This is a genomic window from Collinsella aerofaciens (assembly GCF_020181355.1).
In the GTDB taxonomy this organism is placed as follows: Bacteria; Actinomycetota; Coriobacteriia; order Coriobacteriales; family Coriobacteriaceae; genus Collinsella.
In genome coordinates this window covers 1144034-1168095 of the sequence record NZ_CP084004.1, presented here as the reverse complement: position 1 = coordinate 1168095, position 24062 = coordinate 1144034, and the positions used below count along the sequence as shown (strand labels likewise).

Here is a 24062-nt window from a genome sequence, read left to right as displayed (position 1 = left end):
GCTCCCCTTACCGAAGCATCGAGGGAAAGCGCGTGCGTGTCAAGGTTGTCTAGTCCAGTTGCTGGCTCGATGCCTCGAGATGTTCGCCTCAAGTGCGACCTGCCCCTATTGGAAAAGGATGCCGAAGATGTATTTGGTGATGGCGGAGCGGCGGATGACCCCCACGAGTTTGCCCTCGTCATCAACCACAGGAAGCTTCTTGAACTTCTTCTTCGCCAGCAGCGCGGCGACGCGGGCGATGCTCTGCTCGGGACGGGCACACACTACCTGGCGCGTCGCGAAATCCATGACGCAGCGATCCTTCAGGTCTTCGATGCGCTGCTCAAGGCTCTGATCGTCGAAGTACAGCATGGACGCGTCGCCGCCCGTGAAGATGGTGTGAGCGCGATGCTGCGCGATGGCTCCCATGACATCGCCGTCGGAGATGAACCCGACCACCTGGTTGCGCTCATCGATTACGGGCATGCTGCTCACCTCGTTTTCGGCGAGCATGCGCACCACGTCGGAAATCGTGCAATCCTGCGTGCAGGTGAACGGCTCTTCAATCATGATGCTCGAAACGGGCGTCCCCTCGAGCTCGAGCGGGATGCGCTCGGACAGAATCTCGGACATCGCTTATGCCTCCTTCGTTTTCGGTGCGGTTTTCTTGGTGCGCACGCTGAATATGGCGCAGATAAGGGAAACGAGGCCGATTGCCGCGCACACCTTGTAAGCGACGCCCGCGCCCACGGCGGTGGCTACTTGGATGCTCGCATCGACGCCGGCCGACGCGGTGACGCCTGTCATGACCGTGATGATGAGCGCCGTGCACAAACCGCCGGCGACCTGGCGGCCGGTGTTCGCGATGGCGTTGCCGTGGGCGATCATGTCATTTTTCAAGGCATTGACACCCCATGTGTTCACCGGCATGTTCGCGAGCGACTGGCCGGCGGACTGCAGCATGCAGAACAGCGCAACCACCAAGATGGGCGTGTTTACCGTCGAAAGCGAGAGCAGGAACAGGGCGCCGGTCATGAGGGCCAGGCCGACGATCGAGATGGCACGCGGACCGAACTTGTCGAACACCACGCCGGAGATAGGGCTGATGATGATGCCCACCGCCGCGGCGGGAAGCATGGCCATGCCGGTTTCGAAGGCCGAAGCGCCAAGCGAGGTTTGCAGCAGCAACGGCAACAGCGTGTTGGTGACCAGGCATGCGGCGTTGATGAGCGTGACGATGATGGCGGCCACGCGGAACTCGCGCGTCTTGAGCGTGCCCAGTTGAAGCAGCGGGTCCTCGATTTTGCCCTGGCGTACGACGAACAGCACCAAGCACACGACACCCGCGACGATCGAGCCGAGCACCACGGGGTTGCCCCAACCCATCGACGAGGCGCTCGAGAACCCGTAGAGAAGTCCGCCGAAGGCGATGGTGGAGAGGACGACCGAGGGCAGGTCGAGCTTGGGGTTCTTCAGCTCGCCCACGTTTTTCAGCATGAACACGCCCAGCACCAGCACGAGAATTGCGAGGGGGACGATGGCGCCGATCATGGTGCGCCAGCCGTACGTGTCGATCACCGCGCCGCCTACGACGGGGCCGACCGCGGGACCCGCCGACATGACGATGCCCGCCATGCCCATAGCCGTTCCTCGTTTCTCGACGGGGAACACCAGCATGGGAACCACCGAGACAAGCGGCATGAGCACGCCTGAGCCCGCCGCTTGCAACACGCGACCGATGATGAGGAACAGGAAATCAGGGGCTGCGGCGCACAGCAGCGTGCCCAGCGCGAACACCAGCGTCGCCCCGAAGAATAGCGCGCGGGTGCTGAACTTGTCGATAAGGAACGCCGAAACGGGGACCATGATGCCGCTCACCAGCGGGTATATGGACATGATCCACTGGGCAGTCGAGGCATCGATGGCGAAATCGGACATGATGACCGGCAGCGCAGGCGACATCACCGTTTGGTTCAGTAGCGCCAAGAAGGCACCCAGGACGACGACCGCGACGATGCTGATCTGGGTACCGGTAATGCGCCCATTGGCGGGCGCGACCGTACAATTATCAGACATAAGCTTCCTTCGTATCTATTCGATTCTTCGCCGAAGGCGCGCCGGCCCACGGGCGAAATAACATGCACGTGCTATGCGTGCATCAGATACGACAGGAAGAAAGCGGCTGCTCAGAGCGCACTTGGGGAACAACAGGAGAGGCCCCGTATACCAGGGGCCGCCGAATTGCGATGTATGCTTTGGTCAAATCCTTCATAGCGGGGAGGCATTCTAGCAGCCGTCTTCGCCCCTTTCAAGGGATGTAACCCAGACGTTGATTTTCTTCACCGAGGCGCCATCGTTGACGGGTGGCGTGCTTCTCTATCGCCACACCGCGGGGCGAGGGAACGCCGCGGCGAGCTTGTACATCGGCTATGTGTGCAGCTGCGAGCGTGTCGCCGGCGCGCGCTGGGCGCCAGTCCGATCCGGCCGACTCTTGCCGACGGTCGGTCGCCGTCCTCCTCCATCTCCGCCTGCTCTGTTTTTGCTCGGCTCCCTTGTCGTATCATGAACGGACGAGAATTGAGCGAAGGCGGTACGTATGAACATCCAGATATTCGGCACGAAGAAAAGCTTCGATACTAAGAAGGCGCAGCGCTATTTCAAGGAACGTCGTGTGAAGTTCCAGTTCATCGACTTGAAGGAAAAGGGGATGAGCAAAGGCGAGCTCGAAAGCGTGGCGCGCGCCGTCGGCGGGATCGACGCTGTGATCGATCCAAAGGCGAAAGATGCCGACACGGTTGCGCTCGTACAGTATCTTGCTGCCGACCAGAAGTTCGAAAAGGTGCTCGATAACCAGCAGATTCTTCGTGAGCCCATCGTTCGCAACGGCCGCCAGGCAACCGTTGGCTACGAGCCTGACGTGTGGAAGGGCTGGGAATAAAGCGGCTGGGAATAAAGTGAAGCGCCCACGCCCGTGGTTTTATCCACGGACGCGGGCGCTTGCGTAAGACGTCTCTTGTCGTTTGAGTGGAGCGCCCCGGCGGCGCTGAACAACGCGCCCCGGTGACGTGGCTCGGGGCTCTTTGTACCGCGCATCTATGAGAGGAGATATTTGATGCGCATGGGCGCTACTCCATGTAGCCACCCTGAATGGCGGAAACTGCATGCTCGATAAAGAACTTGAGCGTGCCGGAGGTGTAACGATTAGCCTTGGGCTTCCAAGCGGCTCGGCGCTCGGCCAGGACGGCGTCGACCTCGGCCGGCTCCATCTCCTTGCCGGCGATGCCCACGATGGACAGCGAGCGCTCGGGGATGTTGATTCGGATAAGGTCGCCCTCCTCAATCAGGGCAATCGGACCGCCCACAGCGGCCTCGGGCGAAACGTGACCGATAGCCGGGCCCTTGGAGGCGCCGGAGAAGCGGCCGTCAGTGATCAGGGCAATGCTCGCGCCCAGCTCGGGGTCGCTGGCGATAGCTTCGGTGGTGTAGAACATCTCGGGCATACCGGAACCCTTGGGTCCCTCATAGCGAATGATAACGGCATCGCCGGGCTTGACCTCGTGCGTCAGGACGGCGTGAATGGCGTCCTCCTCGCAGTCGAACGGACGGGCCTTGAGCGTAGCCTGGAACATCTCGCGCGGAACGACGGTGTGCTTGACGACCGCGCCCTCGGGAGCAAGATTGCCGTGGAGGATGGCGATGGAACCGTCGGTGCCGAAGGCCTGGTCAAACGGACGGATGATGTCCTCGCGCTTGAGATTCCACTTCTCAAGGTAACGACCGCACTTCTCGTAGTAACCGTTGTTCTTAAGGTCCTCGAGGTTTTCGCCGAGGGTCTTGCCGGTGACGGTCATGACATCGAGGTGGAGCATCGACTTGATCTCCTCCATGATGCGCGGCACGCCACCCGCATAGTAAAAGAACTGCGCCGGCCACTCGCCTGCGGGACGGACGTTAAGCAGGTAGTGAGCGCCACGGTGCAGACGATCGAAGTCGTCGGCGGACATCTCGATGCCAAACTCGCGGGCAATCGCGGGGATATGCAGCAGCGAGTTGGTGGAGCCCGAAATGGCGCCGTGGACCATGATGAGGTTCTCGAAGGACTCCTTGGTCACGATGTCGCGGGGGCACAGGTTGTGCTCGGAGAGCCACACGGACTGACGGCCGGCCTCGCGGGCGAACTCGCGCAGGTCGGAGCTGATGGCGGGCAGCAGAGCCGTGCCGGGGAGCATAAGGCCCAGGGCCTCGGCCGTGACCTGCATGGTCGAGGCGGTACCCATAAAGGAGCAGGCGCCGCAGCTGGGGCATGCGTTGTGCTTGGCAAACTCAAGCTCCTCGCGGGAGATCTCGCCGCGCTCGTAGCGGGCAGAAATCGCGCCGAGCTGCTCCAAGGTCAGCAGATCGGGACCGGCATCCATGACGCCGCCGGTAACGACGATGGAGGGGATGTTGATGCGGCCCATGGCCATGAGGTTCGCAGGCAGGCCCTTATCGCAGCTGGCGACAAAGACGCCGGCGTCGAACGGGGTGGCCTTGGCATGGATCTCGATCATGTTGGCGATCATGTCGCGGCTGGGCAGCGAGTAGTTAATGCCGTCGTGTCCCTGGGCCTCGCCGTCGCAGATATCGGTGCAGAAGTAACGGGCACCGTGACCGCCAGCCTCGGCAACGCCGGCACGGACCTCCTCGACCAGCTCGAACAGGCCGGCAGAACCCGGGTGCGAATCGCCAAAGGTCGACTCGATAATGACCTGCGGCTTGTCCAGATCCTCGATAGACCAGCCAGAGCCCAGGCGCAGCGGGTCCATCTCGGGGCTGATGGTGCGAAACTTGCCGGAACGCGGCTGCAGCTTGGCAACCAGGTCGGCTGCCTCCTGCTGAATCTGTGCCTTGGTCTTCTCGTCCATGGTGCTCTCCTCTTTTGGTTTGAACGGTTGTACCAATCGTTGGTTAATGAATCAGGTGTAAATGGGTACCGAGCGATGCACTCGGCAAAAGATGCTTAGCTACACGAACTAGGCGAAGAACGAAATCACCAGGGCGCAGGCAAGACCCGAAAGGCCGATGAGCGTCTCCATAACGGTCCAGGACTTGAGGGTGGTCTTCTCGTCAATCTCCAGGAACGAGGAGCACATCCAAAAACCGGCATCGTTGACGTGCGAGAGGGCCGTGGCACCGCCGCAGATAGCAAGACAGATAGCGGCACGCATGAGCACTGAGGCTCCGGAAACCGCAGGCATGGCGGCCATAATGCCCGATGCCATGGTCATAGCGACGATGGAGCTGCCGACAGAGGCACGCACCATGACGGCAATCAAAAAGGCAACGACCACCAAAGGCAGCGGTGAGGCCTCGAGCATAGGGCCGATAACCTGGCCCAAGCCGCAGTCCTGCAGCATCCAGCGAATGACGCCGCCACAGGCGATAACCAGCAAGATCATGCCGACGGGCTTAAGAGAGCGGTCGAGCAGGGCCTTGAGCTCGGCGCCGGAGTAGCCGCGGCGCGCGCCCAGCAGATACATCGCGACGAGCGTGGCAAGCGTCAAAGCGACGAACGGCTTGCCCAGGAAGGCGAGAATCGAGGCGAGCTCGGCGGGCATGGGGATATAAGAGGACAACGTGCCCAGCAAAATCAGACAAAGCGGCGTGAGCACGATGGCAAGCACCATGCCAAAGGAGGGAAGCTCTTTTTCATCGCTCGCACCCTCGGCAGAGGTAAAGTGCTCCGGAACATCGGTAAAAATGCGACCGCCCACGTTGCGGCCCCACACGACGCCGGCAATCGCCATAGCGATAAAGGCGGTGGGGATACCGACGAGGATCATGGTGCCCAGGTCGACACCGAGCGTGCCGGCGACCAGAACCGACCCGGCGGATGGCGGCACAAACGCATAGCCAGCGGCAAGTCCCGCGAGCAGCGCGATGCCGTAGTAGAGCGTCGACTTTTTGGTCTGCGATGCCACGCTAAACGCAGGCGGAATCAAAACGACTACGCCCGCCTCAAAGAACACCGTGGTGCCGATGACCAAACCGGTGATGCCCAGCGCCCAGCTGGAGTGGCCCTGGCCAAAGGCGTCAATGAAGGTCTGGGCGATCTTCTTGGCGCCGCCGCTCTCCTCCAAAATCTGGCCAAACATCGATCCCAGGCCAATGAGCAAGGCGATGTTTTGCAGCGTGGTGCCCACGCCCTTGGTGACGGTGTCTGCCACCATGTCGAGCGGCATGCCGGCACCGATACCGATCACGAGCGCCGAGACCATCATCGACAGCACGGGGTGCAGCTTGAACTTGATGATGAGCGCAAGCAGCAGCGCGATGCCCACGATGGCGGCGATGACCAGCCTGGTGGGATCAGCCATAAACGTTGGGTCTGACATCTTTCCTCCAATTCATCAGACCTTTTGAATTCGTCTGATGACTATAGCGTGTTTTGGAATAGTCTGATGTTTCATTTTGAAATTTGTCCGAAATACATCTGATGTATTTGGTAAACGGTCGTATTTGCGCTGCGAACGGTATATCTAAGCCGCCCGACTCAAATCCATCGGCCAATATCGCATCCGTGGTGCGCTAAAATAGCTCAGATGAATTCTGTATTGAAAGGTATAGCTATGGCCCGCGGCGAATCGGGACTCCCCGAGCAAATATCGGAGAAAATCATTCAATTGATTCTGGATGAACACCTTGAGCAAGGCGATCGCCTGCCTAAGGAAACCGTGCTGGTCGAGCGCTTGGGCGCCGGCAGGAGCACCGTGCGCGAAGCCATGAAGTTGCTGCAGTCGCGCAATATCGTGCGCATTAAGCAGGGTTCGGGCACCTATGTGGCGTCAAACCCCGGCGTTGCCGACGACCCGCTGGGCTTTACCTTTATTGACGACAAGCAGCGTCTGGCGCGCGACCTACTCGAGGTGCGCTTTATGATCGAGCCGCAGATGGCACGCATGGCGGCCGAGCACGCAACCAACGATCAGGTCGTCTGTATCGAAGAGCTCTGCGACGAATCCGAGCGCCTGGCCGAGGCCGGTGAGGATTACTCCGCCGCCGACACCGCGTTCCACAATGCCATTGCCGAGAGCTCCGGAAACCTCGTCGTTCCCCGCCTGATGGGCGTGCTCAAGGCATCCGTCCCCCTCTTTATCGACGTGACTGGCAAAAAGCTCGTCGAGGAAACTATCCGCACGCACCGCGATGTGGCCGACGCCATCGCCTCGCGCAATCCCACCGCCGCGCACGACGCGATGTATCTGCACCTGGTGTATAACCGCAACATGATTGCGGAGGGAGCAGAAGCAAAAGGCATTTAGGGCCCGACAATAATCTTTCTTTGGCAAAACGCAGGCGGCGGCTGCCCAACACACAGGGCAGCCGCCGCTTTTTGCAATCGATTGGTGCAAAGGGGTTGACTAGAGCTCGCAGGCAACCTTGTAGCCATCGCCGATGGCATCGCGGATGTTGCCGCACTTCTGGGCATCGCCCAGCACGTGGGTGGCAACACCGGCTGCAGCCAGGTCGTCGGCCAGCTTGGTATTGGGACGATAGCCCATGGCAAGCACCAGCGTATCGGCACCGGTGATGGTGTGGACCTCGCCGTCCTTTTCGTAGCTGATAGTGTCCTCGGTAATCTCGGTCACCTTGGCCTCGGTCAGCACGTGAACGCCCTTGGAGAGCATGCGCGTGATGAGCACCGCGCGATCGGCACCGCCCTCGTTGGCGGCGAGCGTCTTGGTCATCTCGATGACGGTGACATCGCGGTTGGCCGGCGACAGGTCGTTGACCAGCGGGGCCAGGTAATCGGCCGTCTCGCAGCCAACGGTGCCGCCGCCCACGATGACGATCTTCTTGCCCGGGAAAGCCTTGCCACCCAGTAGGTCGTCAGCTGTCATAACCTGCTTAAAGCCTTGCATGAAGGCCGGAGCGATGGGCTCGGCGCCATAAGCCAGGACAACCTCGTAACCCGCGTAGTCATGCTGAATGTCCTCGGCAGTAAGCTCGGTGCCAAATACGCACTTCACGCCGGCCTCGGCCAGACGACGGTACTGATACTTGATCACGCGGGTGAGTTCCTGCTTTGCCGGCGGAACGGCCGCGATACGCATCTCGCCGCCCGGCTCATCCTGCTTGTCCACGAGCACCACGTTGTGGCCGCGCTTGGCGGCAATGTAGGCTGCCTCCATGCCCGCAGGACCAGCGCCCACAACGAGCACGTTCTTGGCCTCGGCGGCAGGCTCGTAGCCAGCCTCGTCGCGCTCCACGTCCGGGTTGACGGTACAGGAGATGCGCTTGCCGAACATGATGCCGTTCAGGCAGCGCAGGCAGCCAATGCAGGGGCGGATATCGTCGGCGTTGCCGGCAGCGGCCTTATTGCAGAACTCGGCATCGCACAGATTGGCGCGGCCCATCATGCAGATGTCGGCAGCGCCGTCCTCGATCAGCTCCTCGGCGATCCAGGCCTCGTTAATGCGACCGACGGTGGCGACGGGAATGTTGACGTGCTTTTTGATCTCGCGCGAGCAGGCGGCATGCGAGGCCTGCTGGGTACCGGCGGCGGGAATTGCGGAGCCGCGCTTGATGGTGGTGCCACCCGACACATGAATCATGTCGACGCCGGCCTTCTCCAGGCGACGCGAGACGTAGATCATGTCGTTGAGGGTCAGGCCGCCATCAGTGTACTCATCGCCCGAGATGCGGACGTCGATGATAAAGTCCTTGCCGCAGCGCTCGCGAATCTCGGCGATGACCTCGAGCAAAAAGCGCATGCGGGCGTCGAGCGAGCCGCCGTACTCATCGGTACGCTTGTTGTAGAGCGGGGTCAAAAAGCCGCCAAGCATGCCGTGGGCATGCGCCGCATGGACCTCGACGCCATCGACGCCAGCCTTCTGCATACGCACGGCAGCGTCGCCAAACTGATGCGTGAGCTCGTGAATCTCGTCGACCGTGATGGGGCGCGGTGCCTCGCGGGCGTAAGACGGGCCCACAAAGGACGGAGCGATCAGGCGAGGCGTGCCCGGAATGTTAAAGGCCATGTAGGCGGGGTGGAAGAGCTGCGGCATGATCTTGCAGCCATACTCGTGGACGGCCGCGGCGAGCTTTTCCCAGCCGGGGATAAACGTGTCGTCGTAGCAGCACATGTCACCCGGCAGATAGGTATAGGTGGGCTCGACCGTCACGACCTCGGTAATGATGAGGCCAACGCCGCCCTTGGCACGGGCACGGTAATGATCGACCAAGTCGTCGGTCACATAGCCATGATCGGCCAGGTTCGTGGATACCGGCGGCATAAAGACGCGGTTCTTGACCTCGGTCGTACCGACCTTGATCGGGCTAAAGAGCATCGGGTAGGCGGATGACTCCATACAGGCTTCCTTTCGTTTAAGCCGCTCGGCGGCAGTTGCTAACGTACTTATCGTATCAGCAACCGCCGCGTCCGTACCCGCTCGCACTCCCCCGCCTTTAATCCAATCCCCACAAAAAGTTGCGGTGGAATACGGAGTAGATGAGACTTTTGCCAGCCAAAACAGTCCGTATTTCACCGCAACTGATGGGCGGGGTGGACTTGAGGGCTCAGATAGTCAGTCATGCCCTCATCCGCCACTCCCTCACCTACAGCGCGCCGTCCAGCATAAGGTTCACCTTGAGCACGTTGACCGTGGGCTCGCCGAACACGCCGAGGAAACGGCCCTTGGTGCACGCGGCAATGATGTCGCGCACCTCGTCCTCACTTTTGCCCGTGGCCTTGGCAAGGCGCGGGACCTGGTACTCGGCGGCATCGGGAGAGATCTCGGGGTCGAGCCCTGAGCCGGAACACGTCACCAGGTCGACGGGCACAGCGTCCATATCGGCATCGGGGTTGGCGGCGCGGATCTTCTTCACGCGCGCATCCACAAGCTGCCGATACTCCTCACTCGCCGGGGACAGGTTGGATGGGGCACCATACGCCATGAGCTCGCCATCTTCGCCTTCGAAAATTGACACGTTCTGGATGCGGCCCCACATGTGGTCCTCATCCTCGAAGTTCTGGCCGATGAGCTCGGAACCCACAACCTTGCCGTCGACCGTAATGAGCGAACCGTTCGCCTGATACGGGAACGCAACCTGGGCAATGCCGGTCACGACAAGCGTATAGCCCAGGCCGCAGACAACGGTAAACAGCGCGAACACGCCCAGTGCGCGCGATGCAACACCTTTGAACATACAAACCTCCACTTACATAATGCCGCAGAACGCGAGCAGCATGTCGATGAGCTTGATGAATACGAACGGGGCAACGATGCCGCCCAGACCCCACACGAGCAGGTTGTGGGTCAGCAGCTGTCCGGACGGGACCTCGCGGTACTTAACGCCCTTCAGCGCGGCCGGGATCAGCGCGACGATAACGAGCGCGTTATAGATGATGGCCGAAAGAACCGCGGACAGCGGGCTTGCCAGACCGAGGATGTTGAGGGCGTCCAACCCGGGGTAGATCGGCGAGAACAGGGCCGGGATGATAGCGAAGTACTTCGCCATGTCGTTGGCCACCGAGAAGGTCGTGAGCGAACCGCGGGTCATGAGCAGCTGCTTGCCGATACGCACGACCTCGATGAGCTTGGTGGGGCTGGAGTCGAGGTCGACCATGTTGCCGGCCTCCTTGGCAGCCTGGGTGCCCGTGTTCATGGCCACGGCGACGTCGGCCTGGGCCAGAGCGGGCGCGTCGTTGGTGCCGTCGCCGGTCATGGCGACCAGGTGCCCCTCACGCTGGAACTCGCGGATCTTCTCGAGCTTGCCTTCAGGGGTGGCCTCGGCCAGGAAGTCGTCAACGCCGGCCTCGGCGGCGATTGCCGCGGCGGTGAGCGGGTTGTCGCCCGTCACCATGATGGTCTTGATGCCCATCTTGCGCAGGTCGGCGAACTTCTCCTTAACGCCGGACTTGATGATGTCCTTGAGGTACACAACGCCCAGCACGCGGCAGTTCTTTGTCACGACCAGCGGGGTGCCGCCGGCCTTGGCGATGCGTTCGACGGCCTCGTCGCACTCCTTTGAGAACACGCCGCCGGCTGCCTCCACATAGGTGCGCACGGAATCGGCAGCGCCTTTGCGGATCTCATTGCCCTCGTAGTTCACGCCGGACATACGCGTTGCCGCGGTGAACGGGATAAACTCCATACCCTTATCCTCGAGTGTGCGGCCGCGCAGACCGAACTGCTCCTTGGCGAGGACGACGATGGAGCGGCCCTCGGGGGTCTCGTCGGCCAGCGAGGAAAGCTGGGCGGCATCGGCCAGCTCCGCGGGATCGACGCCGTCGACCGGGATGAACTCGGCGGCTTGGCGGTTACCCAAGGTGATGGTGCCGGTCTTGTCGAGCATGAGGATGTCGACGTCGCCGGCGGCCTCGATGGCGCGGCCGGACATGGCCAGCACGTTGGCCTCGTTCAGACGGCTCATGCCGGCGATGCCGATGGCGGAAAGAAGGGCGCCGATGGTAGTAGGAGCCAGGCACACGAGCAGCGCCACGAGCGTGGTTACGGCCGTGGGGTTGTCCATGTCGTTAAGACCGACCGAGAAGCAGGAGTAACAATACAGGGCCAGCGTGACCAGGATAAAGACGATGGAGAGGGCCACCAGGAAGATCTCCAGAGCGATCTCGTTAGGGGTCTTCTTGCGCGCGGCACCCTCAACCATCGCGATCATCTTGTCCAGGAAGCTCTGGCCGGGCTCACTGGAGATCTTGACGATGATCCAGTCGGACAGCACCGTGGTACCGCCGGTAACGGCAGAGCGGTCGCCGCCGGCCTCGCGGACCACGGGGGCGGACTCGCCGGTGATGGCGGACTCGTCAACGGAGGCAGCGCCCTCGATGACGTCGCCGTCGCCGGGAATCTGCTCGCCGGCGCGTACGATCACCAGGTCGCCGCGCGCGAGCTCGGTGCCGGGAACGACGGTGAAGTGCTCCTTGTCCTCAACGGACTCGATGCGATGGGCCTCGACATCCTTCTTGGCCGCACGCAGGGAATCGGCCTGGGCCTTACCGCGGCCCTCGGCAAGCGCCTCGGCGAAGTTCGAGAACAGGTCGGTAAGCCACAGGATGACCGCAATGGCGACCACATAGTAGGTGGGCACACCCGCGTCCTGCACACCGAAAATGGAAGCGACGGCCAGGACGGAGGTCATGACGGCGGAAAGCCACACCAGGAACATGACCGGGTTTTGAATCTGGACGCGAGGATCCAGCTTGGCAAACGAGTCGCGGACCGCGCGGCCCATCATGTCTTTTTGCATAGTCATAAATCTGCACCCTCCTTTACGCAATCATCTGGAAGAACTCGGCAACGGGGCCAAGCGCCAGGGCCGGGAAGAAGCTCAGGGCACCGATCAGCAGAACGATGAACACGAGCAGGAATACGAACATGCCGTTGGTGGTAGACAAGGTACCGGCGCTCTCGGCGACCTTACCCTTCTTGGCCAGCGAGCCGGCGATAGCCAGCGTACCGATGATGGGCATGAAGCGGGCGAACAGCATCTCGAGGCCGAGCATGACGTTGATCCAGGGAATGTTGCAGTTCATGCCTGCAAACGCCGAGCCGTTGTTGCCGCCGCATGAGGTGAAGGCATACAGCGCCTCGGAGAAGCCGTGCGCGCCACCATTGTTGAGCTGGTCGGCAAGACCGGGCACCATGCAGGCGATGGCCGAGCACACCAGAATGGCAAACGGAGTTGCCAAGCACAGGACAACTGCCCAGCGCATCTCGCCCGGCTCGATCTTCTTGCCCAGGAACTCAGGCGTGCGTCCGACCATGAGGCCGGCGATGAACACTGTGAGGATGGCGAAGCCGATCATGCCGTACAGGCCGCAGCCCACGCCGCCGAAGACGACCTCGCCCAGAGCAATCTGGAGCATCTGGACAAAACCGCCCAGCGGGGTGTAGGAGTCGTGCATGGAGTTAACCGAGCCGTTGGAAGCAGCCGTCGTGAAAGCAGACCAGGTAGAAGAGGAGGCGATACCGAAACGGCTCTCCTTGCCCTCCATGTTGCCGCCGGCCTGGCCGTCGGTCATCTCGATATTGACCGCTCCGCCATCGGCCAGCTGCGGGGTGCCCGCATGCTCGTTGACGGCGATGATGCCGGTGAAGATCACCAGCAGGATGAACATGGCGGCAAAGATGGCCTTGCCCTGCTTGGTGTTCTTGACGCCGATACCGAAGGCGAAGCAACAGGCGGCCGGGATCAGCAGCAGGCTAGTCATCTCGATGATGTTGGTGAAGGCACTGGGGTTCTCATACGGATGGGCGGAGTTCACGCCGAAGAAGCCGCCGCCGTTGGTGCCGGACTGCTTGATGGCGACCTGAGGAGCCGCGGGACCCTGGGGCAGGAACTGCTCGGTGACCACGCGCGCGCCCTCGACAACCTTGCCGTCGACCTTGACCGTGTCGCCCTCGATCTGGGCGCCGTCGATGACGCTCCAGCCGCCGTCTGCATTAGGCTGAACAGCGACGGGTTCTACGAGCTCAGCCTTCTGAGCCGGCTGGAAGTTGGAGATGACGCCACCGGCAGCCAGGCAGATGCCGAACACGAGGTTCAGCGGAATGAGCACATACAGGACGGTGCGGGTGAGGTCGACCCAGAAGGAACCCAGACCCTGCTCCTTGACCTGACGGAAGCCGCGGATCAGCGCGAACATGACCGCGATACCGGTGCCAGCGGAAACGAAGTTCTGCACAGTGAGACCCATGAACTGCACAAGGTAGGACAGGGTGGTCTCACCGGAGTAGGACTGCCAGTTGGTGTTGGTTATGAAGGAAGCAGCCGTATTGAACGACAGGTTCCATGACACACCCGGCAGGTGCTGGGGATTGCCTGGCAAGAAGGACTGAAGCGCCTGGAGTGCCACAAGAGCCACGAGGCCGATCCCCGAAAAGACCAGCACGCTCGCCAGATAGCGCCTACACCCCATCTGTTCTGCCGCGTCGATGCGAAGCAGACGATAGACGCCACGCTCCACAGGAGCAATCACAGGCGACAGGAACGTATGCTCACCATCCATGATATGGGCCATGAACCGACCGAGCGGAACGGCCAGGACGACGAGTACGGCAAAGTACAAGATGTACTGAATCGCAGCGTCCATAGTTTACGAATCACTCCTCATCAGAATGTAGATGTAATAGATAAGAAGTCCAATGCAGACGACTCCGATGATGGGAATGAGGATGTCCATTTACCGCCCCTTTCACACGCGGTCCGATGTCTCGGACGCCTGCCCTCGCAAGCGTCTGGGGACAGTAAACGCTTCTAGGGATTAAAGAGGCGTGAGGGCCGGGGCTCACGTCCTTAAGATGCCGTAAAGATGCAGGTAGAAAGCACTATTGCAGCTGCAGTGCGCCTATACTCGACCTCGCGAGCATACAGTGGTGTCTTCACCGCGTATGCACGCATGGACAACGCTTCAGAAAGGCTACGCTATGCAGCGCGACGCATCGGACACTCGCGTCAATCCAGACCTCATCCTCAAGGCAATTGAGAAAGACGAGGTCGCCGATGACACTCGAACCAGCCGGGGACACCTCAAAATTATCTTTGGCTACGCTGCTGGTACAGGCAAAACCTATGCAATGCTTCAAGCCGCCCACGCCGCCAAGCGGCGAGGTGTCGACGTCGTCGCGGGATACATCGAGCCGCACGAACGTCCGGCAACTGCCCATCTTGCACAAGGGCTTGAGAACGTGCCCTGTAAACTCATCGAGCACAACGGCATTGCGCTCAGCGAGTTCGATCTAGATGCGGCTATCGAGCGCGCCCCTCAGCTCATCCTTGTCGACGAGCTCGCCCATACGAATGCGCCGGGGTCTCGCCACGACAAACGCTATCAAGACGTCGAGGAACTTCTACATGCGGGCATCGACGTCTATACGACCGTGAACGTTCAGCATATCGAGAGCCTAAACGACATGGTTGCATCCATCACCGGCGTTGTCGTGAGCGAACGAATCCCCGACCGTATCTTCGATGATGCCGACCAGGTCGAGCTCGTCGACATAGAGCCCGAAGACCTACTTGAGCGCCTTCGCGCCGGCCTCGTCTACCGTCCCGCACAAGCCGACCGAGCGCAACAGCATTTTTTTACCGTCGAGAACCTCACCGCACTCCGAGAAATCGCGCTGCGCCGCTGCGCCGATCGCACCGGTCACCTCACAGACGCCGCACGCGTGCTGGGAAACCGTGACTACTACACCAGGGAGCGTATCTTAGTCTGTGTCTCCCCGGCGCCGACCAATCCCCGCATCATCCGTGCCGCCGCACGCATGGCGAAAGCGTTTCGCAGCGAACTCGTCGCCCTGTTCGTAGAGAGCCCGCGCACGCAAGCCATGAGCGATGATGAGCGCGCCAAGCTTGCAGCCAATATCGCCCTAGCCGAGCAGCTCGGAGCACATATGGAAACCGTCTATGGCGACGACATCGCGTTTCAGATCTCCGAGTTCGCGCGCCTGTCGGGTATTTCGAAGATCGTCATGGGGCGCACGGGCGAGCGCAGCAGCGTCCGTCAGGCCCTCTTCGGCCGCAAATCTCTCGTAGAACAGCTCATAACATTCGCCCCGAACCTCGACATTTACATCATTCCAGAACAGTCGACTCCGCCCTCCCGACCCAAAGGACGCCGCCATGCGCTCGCCCTGCAGCCGCCCAGCAGCCGAAACGTGCTTCGCACGCTGGCCCTCTCTCTTGCCGCCACGGCGATCGGCACGGCTTTCCGCCATCTGGGATTTGCCGACTCCAGCATCATATCCCTCTATATCTTCACGGCCCTGCTGACCGCCGTCACCACGACGGGGCGTATCTGCACGATCGTATCGAGCGTGCTCTCTGTAGTGCTTTACAACTTCTGCTTTGTCACGCCTCTGTTTTCGCTCGCCAGCTACGACCGAAGCTATCTGGTCACGTTCGGCATCATGTTCGCCACCGCTATGGTCGCCGGCGAGTTAACTGCGCGCATCGCCGACAACGCCCGTACATCCGCCGAGAGCGCATTCAAAACGCGCGTACTCCTCGAAACGAACCAGCTCTTGCAGCAAGCCCATAGCGCGGAGGAGTGCGCCCGCGTCGCCATGAACCAACTCGTCAAACTGCTAAAACTCGACGTGGTCTTCTACCCCGCCGAACACGGCACGCTCGGCAAGGCGCTCTATGAGTCCGCTGGCACCGAAAACCGATCCGCGTCGCTGCTCACCGACTACGAGCGCGCCGTTGCAACCTGGACCTACACCAACAACAAGCGCGCGGGCGCAAGCACGCGGACCCTGCCTGAGGCGCGCTGTCTCTACCTCGCGGTTCGCACCGGCGACAAGGTATTCGGTGTCATCGGCATCGCCCTGGAGGGGCGCGAGATCGAAGCCTTCGAGCATTCGATCGTCCTATCTATCGTAGGTGAATGCGCCTTGGCGCTCGAAAGCGACCGGGCGGCGCAAGAGCGCGAAGAGGCTGCGGTCTTGGCGAAAAACGAGCAGCTGCGCGCCAACCTTTTACGCTCCATCGGCCACGATTTGAGGACACCCCTCACGGCTATATCCGGATCTGCGGCAATCCTTCGGAAGAGCGACGAGAAGCTCAGCCTCGAACAACGCTGCGATCTTGCCGATGCCATCTACGACGACTCCCTCTGGCTTATCGATACCGTGGAGAACCTCCTCGCCATCACACGCGTCGAGGACGGCACCATTCGCCTCAACTTAACATCCGAGCTCATCGACGAGGTCATCGAGGCCGCCCTCAGCCATGTCGCCCAAGCATCGCATGGACGTGCCGTCACCATCGAGCACACTGACGACATCCTGCTGGTACGCATCGACGTCCATCTCATCATGCAGGTGCTTACGAATCTCATCATGAACGCCTTCAAATACACGCCCGAGGACTCGTCTGTCACCATCAGCGCACGTCGCGAGGGCGCGTTCGTCGTGGTGGACGTCGCAGACGATGGGCCGGGTGTGGCAGACTGCGACAAGCCTCATATCTTTGAGCGCTTCTTCACCTCAAGCAATACGCGGCCCGTGGATTCGCGTCGAAGCATCGGCCTTGGCCTGTCGCTCTGCCGCTCCATCGTGGAGGCGCATGGCGGCGTCATCGAAGTTCGCGACAACCACCCCCATGGGGCCGTCTTCCGTTTTACCCTGCCCGCCGAGGAGATTGAGATTCATGAATAATGCCGCTAAGCCACGCATCCTCCTGGTCGAAGATGACCCGACCGTTCAAAACCTCGTTTCGACCGCGCTTGACCTCCACGGCTATGTCGTGAGCAAGGTTTGCAACGGCCAAGCCGCCATCATGGATGCGGTGTCGCACGGCCCCAGCCTCATCATGCTCGACCTCGGCCTTCCCGACATTGACGGTATCGAGGTCATCACGAAGATCCGAAGCTGGTCGGCAGTCCCCATTATCGTCATTTCGGCGCGCACCGAAGATTCCGACAAGATTGCAGCACTTGACGCAGGGGCAGACGACTACCTCACCAAGCCCTTTTCTGTGGATGAGTTGCTCGCGCGCGTCCGTGCGAATTTGAGGCGCTCCTCGATGGCGTCGAGCGAGTCGACAGAAGCGAGCACGTTCGACAACGGTCCGCTGCATATCGACTACGCCGCGGGATACGCGACGAAAGACGGACGCGAGCTCTCGCTCACCCCAACCGAGTACAAATTGCTCGTCCTTCTGGCGAAAAACGTCGACAAGGTGCTCACCCACACCTTCATCACCCGCGAGATATGGGGCACGAGCTGGGACAGCGATCTGGCGAGCCTGCGCGTGTTCATGCGCACCCTGCGTAAGAAGATCGAGGCAGACCCCTCTCACCCCAAAATGATTCAGACGCACATGGGTGTCGGGTACCGCATGCAGCGTCTCTAGCCCACCCCACAAAAAGTTGCGGTGGAATACGGAGTAGATAAGGCCTTTGACAGCCAAAACAGTCCGTATTTCACCGCAACTGATGGGCGGGATGGAGTTAAAGGCCCAGGTAGGTGGTCATGCCTTCGACGGCGAGCTTGGCACCAGCTACGGCATGGACCACGGTGAGCGGGCCGTTGACCACGTCGCCGGCGGCAAAGACGCCAGGCACGGTGGTCATGCCATGCTCGTCGACCGAAAGCAGGCCGCGATGGTCGGTCTCCAGACCGCCCGTTGTAAGCACGAGCTTGTCCTTGGGCACCTGAGACGCCGCAATCACAACCGTGTCGGCGGACACGCGGTCGAGCTCTTCCTCGTAGCCCACCACATTGTTGTCCTCGTCAAAGACAGCCGTCTCGAACACCGGACCGTTATCATCGATGGCGCAGATCGCCTTGCCGCGCACAATCTCGGCACCGTCAAGCTCGGTCAACTCCACCTCGTCGTCAATCGCAGAGATATGGCGCGAACGGGCATACACAGTGACCTTGCGGGCACCCGAGCGAAGCGCCGTACGGGCCACATCCATGGCTACGTTGCCGGCACCGATTACGGCCACGTTTTCGCCGATCGCCACGCTCGTGGGGTCAACGAGGTAGTCGATGCCAAAGAGCACATTGCCGCGCGACTCGCCGGGAATACCCAGCTTTCGAGCTCGCCAGGTGCCGGTACCAACAAAGACCGCATCGTAGCCGTCGCGCAGCAAGTCGTCGATGTGGAGCGCACCGCCGATGGTGGTCGAGGGGCGAACGCGCACGCCGAGCGAGCACATCACGTGGCGGTACTTTTGCACGAGCGAGCGCGGCAGGCGGAACTCGGGGATACCGTACTCCAGCACGCCGCCGATCTCGGGCCGCTGCTCAAAAACGGTGACGGCGCAACCCAGCTGCGCCATCTTAATGGCCACGGTCATACCGGCGGGGCCGGAGCCGACCACAGCGACCTGTTTGCCGCACGACGGCGCGGGTTTCCACTCTTTGCGGTCCAAATACGCCGTGGAGATATAGTTCTCGATGCTCGAAAAATGCACGGGCGCGCCCTTGCGGCCCTGGATGCACGCGCCCTCGCACTGGCCCGAATGGTTGCAAACCATGGAGCAGACCGCACTCAACGGGTTATTCTGGAACAGCAGCTCGCCCGCCTCTTGCAGACGGCGCTGCTTAAAGAGGTCGATAACCTGCGGAATGGGCGTCTGCACCGGACAGCCCTTTATTTGACAGAACGCCTTTTTGCAGCCCAGACAGCGATTTGCTTCCTCAACGATGTGGATAGGCACGCAATTCCCCTCTATCGACCTGGACGAAATCGGCTTCTTAAACCAATTTGCCCGAATTAATAACCATAGATACGTCAACAGTGCGGAAAAGGGCACCGAAAAGCATCTCACAAACGCGCAGTAGCAACCCTTCCCTCGCACGGAGCCACTGTGCAGCCCCGTCATCGAGATCAAAAGATTCGCCACCCCTACGAATGGCGAATCTCTCTACAGGCAGACGCCGTCTTTCCAGATACTGATCTCGTGGCAGCCGCGGCGCTCGGCACTCGTTAGCTTACCGCTCGCTGTATCCAGTACCAGCTGATACAGGTCGCGGGCAGCCTCGTCGAGTGTGCGTTCGCCTGTGGCAATCACGCCGGCGTTAAAGTCCATCCAGTTGGCCTTGTGGTCGCACAGACGCTGATTGGTGAACACCTTGAGGGTGGGCGCCGGTGCACCAAACGGCGTGCCGCGTCCAGTCGAGAACAGAATCACGTGACAGCCAGCAGCCGTCAACGCCGTGGTGGATACCATATCGTTGCCCGGGCCGCACAGCATGTTCAGGCCATGCTTGGTGACCTGACCGGCATACGGCAGCACGTCGACGATGGGTGCGGAGCCGCCCTTTTGCACGCAGCCGCAACTCTTGTCCTCGAGCGTGGTGATGCCACCGTCCTTGTTACCGGGACTCGGGTTCTCGTAGACCACCTCACCATGGCTAATAAAGTAATCCTTAAAACCGTTAAGCATGTCAGAGGCAGCGTTAAAGACCTGCTCGTTCTCGCAGCGATCGAGCAGGATGCTCTCCGCGCCAAACATCTCGGGCACTTCGGTGAGCACCGACGTGCCGCCACGGGCGACGACCATATCGCTCACGCGACCGATCGTGGGGTTGGCGGTAATGCCCGAAAGACCGTCAGAGCCGCCGCACTTAAGACCAATAACCAGCTCTGAGGCCGGAATGGGCTCACGCTTGGCCTGCTTGGCCAGGTCAGCCAGCTCGGACAGAATCTTGTGGCCCTCGATCTGCTCGTCGGCTACATCCTGGCAGGTGAGAAAACGAACGCGCTCGTGATCGAAGTCACCGAGCTCGTCGAGCACCTGCTGATGCGTGCAGTTCTCGCAACCGAGCGACAAGAACAGCACGCCCGCGGCGTTTGCGTGACGCGACAGCGCCACCAACAGACGACGGGTCTGGGCATGGTCGGCGCCGGTCTGTGAGCAACCGAACGGATGCGGGAAGTAATAGACGCCCTCCAACGAGCCCTCGACCAGGTCCTGAGTCTGCTCGCACATGGCACGAGCGACTTCGTTGACGCAACCGACGGTGGGAATGATCCAAAGCTCATTGCGCGTGGCGGCACGACCGTCGGCACGGCGGAAGCCCATAAAGGTCTCGGCCTCGACCGGCTCAACGACCGGATGTGTCGGATTGTAGGCGTACTCGATCTCACCCGAGAGGTTGGTCTTCACGTTGTGCGTGTGCAGCCACTGGCCGGGCTGAATGTCCTTCGTCACGTGGCCGATGGGAAGACCGTACTTGATGACATCCTCACCGGCTGCAATGGCGCGCACGGCCATCTTGTGACCCTGCGGGATATCCTCCGCGGCAACGACCTCGCCCACGCCGGGAACCTCGACGGCAGCACCCTTGGCGAGCGGCGACAGCGCAACGATGACGTTGTCGGCCGGATTGATCTGGATAGTGTTCATTACAAAGAGTCCTAACCCTACAGGTTGAGCAGAAGTCGAGTGACGCCCGCCAGTTACCCGGCGGGCGTACAGAAGGATTTAGGCCTGAGCGTTCGCGAACGCCTGCTTGACGCCCTCGGAGCGCACGACGGCGAGAGCGTTGACGACAAACTCCTCCAGGCCGGCGATCTGCGTAAGATCCTCGCCCCACATTTGCTCGTTGGAGAGCACATCGTGCACCAGCTCGGCGTCGTCGGCGCCGGCGTGAGCAGCGTAGAAGTCGAGCACAAAGGCGTCGTCCTGAGCGGTGAACTCGGTGCCGTCGGAGCGACGCAGGTGCAGGCCGTCGCCCTCGCGGGACACGAGCTCCTGCGTGTAGAAGGAGATGAGCGTGGCCAGGCTCGTCGCCAGGCACTTGGGCAGGTTGCCGGTCTCGGCAGCGTAGTCCTTGAGCGTAGGCAGGTCGCGGGCACGCCACTTAGCCGTGGAGTTGAGGCAGATGGAGAGCAGCGCGTGGTCGATAAACGGGTTGTCGAAGCGGTTCTCAACAGCGGCGGCAAAGGCCTTGCAGTCCTCGACATCCAGGTCGGCGGCAAGCGTCGGAATGACCTCGTCGTAGAGCATAGTGTTCATGAAGCCGCGGACGGTCTCGTCGTGCATGCAATCGCGCACGATATCAAAGCCGGCAACCCAGGAACCCGGGACAAAGGCGGTGTGGGCGCCGTTGAGGATGCGGACCTTGCGCTTCTTGTACGGGGTGACGTCGGGGGTCACAAAGACACCCGGCAGACCGGCCTTCACGAAGGGCAGACGCTCCTTGAGCGATTCGTCACCCTGGATGCCCCACATCTGGAAGGGCTCACGCACGGCCAAGAACGGATCTTCATAGCCCAAGCGCTCGGCCACGGCAGCGGCCTCCTTGGGATCGCGGATGCGACCCGGAACGATGGTGTCGACGAGCGTGGTGCAGACGGTGCAGTCGTTGGCCATCCACTGCGAAAACTCGTCCTCCCAGCCCCAGTCGCTCACGTACTGGTTCATGATGCGCAGCAGCTCCTCGCCGTTATGGTCGATGAGCTCGCAGGCGAGCACGATGACGCCCTGCTTGCCGGCAGCCCAGCGGGCATGGAGCACCTGGGCAAGCTTGGCAGGGAAGCTCGCGGGGGGCATGTCGTCGGCCTTGCAGGACGGATCGTAGGCGATACCGGCCTCGGTGGTGTTGGAGACGATAATCTCCAGGTCGTCGGAAACGGCGACCTCCATCATGGCACGGTAGTCAGCCTCGCGATACGGATTGAGGCAACGGCTGCAGGCGCTGATCACGCGGGAATCGTCAACCGTGTCACCGTTCTCCTTGCCGCGCACCAGTACGGTGTACAGGCCATCCTGGGCATTGATACCATCGGCGAAATCGAAGGCGCCGCTGATGGGCTGCACCATGACGACCTTGCCGTTCCAACCGGTGGCCTCGTTGCCCATATCGAAGAAACGATCGACGAAGGCGCGCAGGAAATTGCCCTCGCCAAACTGTAGGACCTTCTCGGGGGCGTCCTTGGGCAGCACGTAGCCCTCGTAGCCGATCTTCTCGAGCGTCTCGTAGCTGATGTTATTCATAGAGGTTTTCCTCTCAACTCAAGTCCCGGTACGGCATCGCCGCACCGGGTTGCATTCATGATTTTTCAAGCAGCGGGGCTATTTATCGATCGTCTCGATAGTGCTCTCGCCGATCTTGCCGCGCTCCCAGCGACCATTCGACAGGTCGTTGGAAATGGAATTGAACTTCTTCTCGGTAATGTCGTAGAGAGCGAAGATAATCAAGGCTGCTACCAGAAGGGCGCAGGCGGGATAAATCGTCAGAGCGCCCTTGATGCCAAGCAGCGTGGCAGCCGTCTGGGGCTTATTTGCCACATATCCGGTAAGGGCAAGGATGCCGCCGGAAATGATCGCGGCAAGGGATTGCGCAAGCTTACGAGAAAAGTTGAACGCGGCGTAGGTCGTACCCTCCTTGCGGATTCCCGTGTGCCATTCACCGTAATCGATAACATCGGAAACCAGGTTCCAGGTGATACCGTTGGGGATGGCAAGCGCGACGTAGCCGATGGTGACGAAGATGATGAACGTCACGGTATTGGTCGGCAGGATGAAGTTGAGGCCGTTTGCCACAGCGCCGACGATAAAGCAGGCGACGCACGTGCGCTTCTTACCGAAATGCTTGACGAGCGTCGGGATGGCGAGAATGGCGACAACCGACGTTCCGATCATGATGCCGTTGACAACGGGCTGCAACGCGATGTTACCCAGGTTGTACTGGCAGAAATACACCATCATGGTGTTGTTGGTGTTCATGGCCGAAATGGTAAACAGCGTAAGCAGGATAACTGCTCCCAGGTTCTTGTTGGTGAAAACGACCTTGAAATACGTGCTGAATGCGCTCGACTTCTTGCCGGCCTTTCCCGCAGCCTTCTCCTCGGCCTGTCGATCGATACGGATATGCTCGCGCGTTCCTAAAAAGCAGATGGCGAATCCGGCGATGCCGCACAGTCCCATGACGACAGCTGCAATCGTATAGCCGTGCGGATTGCCGTCGAGCGTGTCGCCACCCGCAAAGAACAGGACCAATGGGATGAACGCTACGCCCGTGATGAGCTGTGCGCAAAGCGAACCGGCCTGGCGCGTTGACGCCATGTGCGCGCGGTCATCGACGTCACGCGTCATTACCGTGGCCAGAGATCCGTACGGCACGTTAGTGAAGCTGTATACGACGCCCCAGATCATGTAAGTTATCAGCGCATAGGCAATTTTACCTGCCATGGGAATATCGGACGCAGTGAAGGTCACCACGGTTAGAACGGCAAGGATCACGGCCGAAACCATCATGACCGGACGAAACCGACCGTGCTTGCCAATCTTCTTTCTACCGTCGACGAATGCACCGGCAATCGGGTCCATGAACGCATCGAAAATCTTGGTGACGGCGAAAATCAGGTTCACTACGCCTGGCGAAATCAGACAGATGTCAGTGTAGAACTTGGTCAGATATGCTTGACCAAGATCGAACATGAATCCGTTGCCCAAATCGCCAAAGCCATAGCAGATTTTCTCACGCCAGCTCAGCTTGATATCCTGCGAGCTCTGCATCGATCTCGAATCCGCCTGAGCAGACACGATCTGCTCGTTTTTCTGTTGCCCTGTTACCATATGGTCCCTCCCCTTTGCAACCGATTTCACCAATCGG

16 protein-coding genes are annotated in these 24062 nt (G+C 60.7%); 4 read left to right on the top strand and 12 right to left on the bottom strand.

The window, feature by feature from the left end:
• Positions 1–105: 105 nt before the first annotated feature.
• Complete coding sequence (locus LCQ44_RS05040; RefSeq protein WP_006234745.1) at positions 106–612, bottom strand: CBS domain-containing protein; 507 nt, start codon at positions 610–612, stop codon at positions 106–108.
• A gap of 3 nt (positions 613–615) precedes the next feature.
• Entirely contained in the window at positions 616–2055 is a 1440-nt protein-coding gene (locus LCQ44_RS05035) for an MDR family MFS transporter (RefSeq protein WP_225093210.1), read from the bottom strand.
• Between the two features lie 520 nt (positions 2056–2575).
• On the opposite strand from LCQ44_RS05035, the gene LCQ44_RS05030 reads away from it, so the two are divergent.
• Positions 2576–2917: an arsenate reductase family protein gene (locus LCQ44_RS05030; protein ID WP_006234747.1), complete on the top strand. Its 342-nt coding sequence runs from the start codon at positions 2576–2578 to the stop codon at positions 2915–2917.
• A 187-nt stretch (positions 2918–3104) separates the two neighbouring features.
• Here LCQ44_RS05030 and ilvD read toward each other — a convergent pair whose 3' ends face one another.
• Positions 3105–4883 carry a dihydroxy-acid dehydratase gene (ilvD, locus tag LCQ44_RS05025; RefSeq protein ID WP_225093209.1) on the bottom strand — a complete coding sequence of 593 codons (1779 nt, stop codon included), beginning with the start codon at positions 4881–4883 and terminating at the stop codon, positions 3105–3107.
• A 108-nt stretch (positions 4884–4991) separates the two neighbouring features.
• Positions 4992–6353 carry a GntP family permease gene (locus LCQ44_RS05020; RefSeq protein WP_225093208.1) on the bottom strand — a complete coding sequence of 454 codons (1362 nt, stop codon included), beginning with the start codon at positions 6351–6353 and terminating at the stop codon, positions 4992–4994.
• Between the two features lie 234 nt (positions 6354–6587).
• Here LCQ44_RS05020 and LCQ44_RS05015 point away from each other — a divergent pair, with 234 nt between their 5' ends.
• The gene (locus LCQ44_RS05015) at positions 6588–7280 is read left to right on the top strand and encodes a FadR/GntR family transcriptional regulator (protein ID WP_225093207.1); all 693 of its coding nucleotides are present in this window, start codon (positions 6588–6590) and stop codon (positions 7278–7280) included.
• A gap of 99 nt (positions 7281–7379) precedes the next feature.
• On the opposite strand, the gene LCQ44_RS05010 is transcribed toward LCQ44_RS05015, so the two are convergent.
• From LCQ44_RS05010 to kdpA, 4 genes are all read right to left on the bottom strand, one after another.
• Entirely contained in the window at positions 7380–9329 is a 1950-nt protein-coding gene (locus LCQ44_RS05010) for an NAD(P)/FAD-dependent oxidoreductase (protein WP_225093206.1), read from the bottom strand.
• A gap of 247 nt (positions 9330–9576) precedes the next feature.
• Entirely contained in the window at positions 9577–10167 is a 591-nt protein-coding gene (gene kdpC, locus LCQ44_RS05005; protein ID WP_161115485.1) for a potassium-transporting ATPase subunit KdpC, read from the bottom strand.
• 12 nt (positions 10168–10179) lie between these two features.
• Positions 10180–12234: a potassium-transporting ATPase subunit KdpB gene (gene kdpB / locus LCQ44_RS05000; protein ID WP_225093205.1), complete on the bottom strand. Its 2055-nt coding sequence runs from the start codon at positions 12232–12234 to the stop codon at positions 10180–10182.
• Between the two features lie 16 nt (positions 12235–12250).
• On the bottom strand, positions 12251–14074 hold the full coding sequence (gene kdpA / locus LCQ44_RS04995; protein WP_225093204.1) for a potassium-transporting ATPase subunit KdpA: 1824 nt from the start codon (positions 14072–14074) through the stop codon (positions 12251–12253).
• 334 nt (positions 14075–14408) lie between these two features.
• Here kdpA and LCQ44_RS04990 point away from each other — a divergent pair, with 334 nt between their 5' ends.
• On the top strand, positions 14409–17144 hold the full coding sequence (locus LCQ44_RS04990; RefSeq protein ID WP_225093203.1) for a sensor histidine kinase: 2736 nt from the start codon (positions 14409–14411) through the stop codon (positions 17142–17144).
• Positions 17137–17841 (top strand): response regulator transcription factor, encoded by a 705-nt coding sequence (locus LCQ44_RS04985; protein ID WP_161160344.1) that lies wholly within the window; start codon positions 17137–17139, stop codon positions 17839–17841. Before LCQ44_RS04990 ends, LCQ44_RS04985 begins: the two co-directional genes overlap by 8 nt.
• A 97-nt stretch (positions 17842–17938) precedes the next feature.
• On the opposite strand, the gene LCQ44_RS04980 is transcribed toward LCQ44_RS04985, so the two are convergent.
• From LCQ44_RS04980 to LCQ44_RS04965, 4 genes are all read right to left on the bottom strand, one after another.
• Positions 17939–19156 carry an FAD-dependent oxidoreductase gene (locus LCQ44_RS04980; protein WP_195246059.1) on the bottom strand — a complete coding sequence of 406 codons (1218 nt, stop codon included), beginning with the start codon at positions 19154–19156 and terminating at the stop codon, positions 17939–17941.
• A gap of 207 nt (positions 19157–19363) precedes the next feature.
• Positions 19364–20848, bottom strand: coding sequence for a UxaA family hydrolase (locus LCQ44_RS04975; protein WP_225093202.1), 1485 nt, complete (start codon positions 20846–20848; stop codon positions 19364–19366).
• 78 nt (positions 20849–20926) lie between these two features.
• Positions 20927–22441, bottom strand: a complete 1515-nt coding sequence (locus tag LCQ44_RS04970) for a tagaturonate reductase (protein WP_225093201.1) — start codon at positions 22439–22441, stop codon at positions 20927–20929.
• Positions 22442–22519: 78 nt separating this feature from the next.
• On the bottom strand, positions 22520–24025 hold the full coding sequence (locus tag LCQ44_RS04965; protein ID WP_225093200.1) for a glycoside-pentoside-hexuronide (GPH):cation symporter: 1506 nt from the start codon (positions 24023–24025) through the stop codon (positions 22520–22522).
• Between the last annotated feature and the right edge of the window lie 37 nt (positions 24026–24062).

Coding starts and splice junctions, on each gene's coding strand:
- LCQ44_RS05040 (WP_006234745.1), bottom strand. CDS start 612: ATGTCCGAGATTCTGTCCGAGCGCATCCCGCTCGAGCTCGAGGGGACG.
- LCQ44_RS05035 (WP_225093210.1), bottom strand. CDS start 2,055: ATGTCTGATAATTGTACGGTCGCGCCCGCCAATGGGCGCATTACCGGT.
- LCQ44_RS05030 (WP_006234747.1), top strand. CDS start 2,576: ATGAACATCCAGATATTCGGCACGAAGAAAAGCTTCGATACTAAGAAG.
- ilvD (WP_225093209.1), bottom strand. CDS start 4,883: ATGGACGAGAAGACCAAGGCACAGATTCAGCAGGAGGCAGCCGACCTG.
- LCQ44_RS05020 (WP_225093208.1), bottom strand. CDS start 6,353: ATGTCAGACCCAACGTTTATGGCTGATCCCACCAGGCTGGTCATCGCC.
- LCQ44_RS05015 (WP_225093207.1), top strand. CDS start 6,588: ATGGCCCGCGGCGAATCGGGACTCCCCGAGCAAATATCGGAGAAAATC.
- LCQ44_RS05010 (WP_225093206.1), bottom strand. CDS start 9,329: ATGGAGTCATCCGCCTACCCGATGCTCTTTAGCCCGATCAAGGTCGGT.
- kdpC (WP_161115485.1), bottom strand. CDS start 10,167: ATGTTCAAAGGTGTTGCATCGCGCGCACTGGGCGTGTTCGCGCTGTTT.
- kdpB (WP_225093205.1), bottom strand. CDS start 12,234: ATGACTATGCAAAAAGACATGATGGGCCGCGCGGTCCGCGACTCGTTT.
- kdpA (WP_225093204.1), bottom strand. CDS start 14,074: ATGGACGCTGCGATTCAGTACATCTTGTACTTTGCCGTACTCGTCGTC.
- LCQ44_RS04990 (WP_225093203.1), top strand. CDS start 14,409: ATGCAGCGCGACGCATCGGACACTCGCGTCAATCCAGACCTCATCCTC.
- LCQ44_RS04985 (WP_161160344.1), top strand. CDS start 17,137: ATGAATAATGCCGCTAAGCCACGCATCCTCCTGGTCGAAGATGACCCG.
- LCQ44_RS04975 (WP_225093202.1), bottom strand. CDS start 20,848: ATGAACACTATCCAGATCAATCCGGCCGACAACGTCATCGTTGCGCTG.
- LCQ44_RS04970 (WP_225093201.1), bottom strand. CDS start 22,441: ATGAATAACATCAGCTACGAGACGCTCGAGAAGATCGGCTACGAGGGC.
- LCQ44_RS04965 (WP_225093200.1), bottom strand. CDS start 24,025: ATGGTAACAGGGCAACAGAAAAACGAGCAGATCGTGTCTGCTCAGGCG.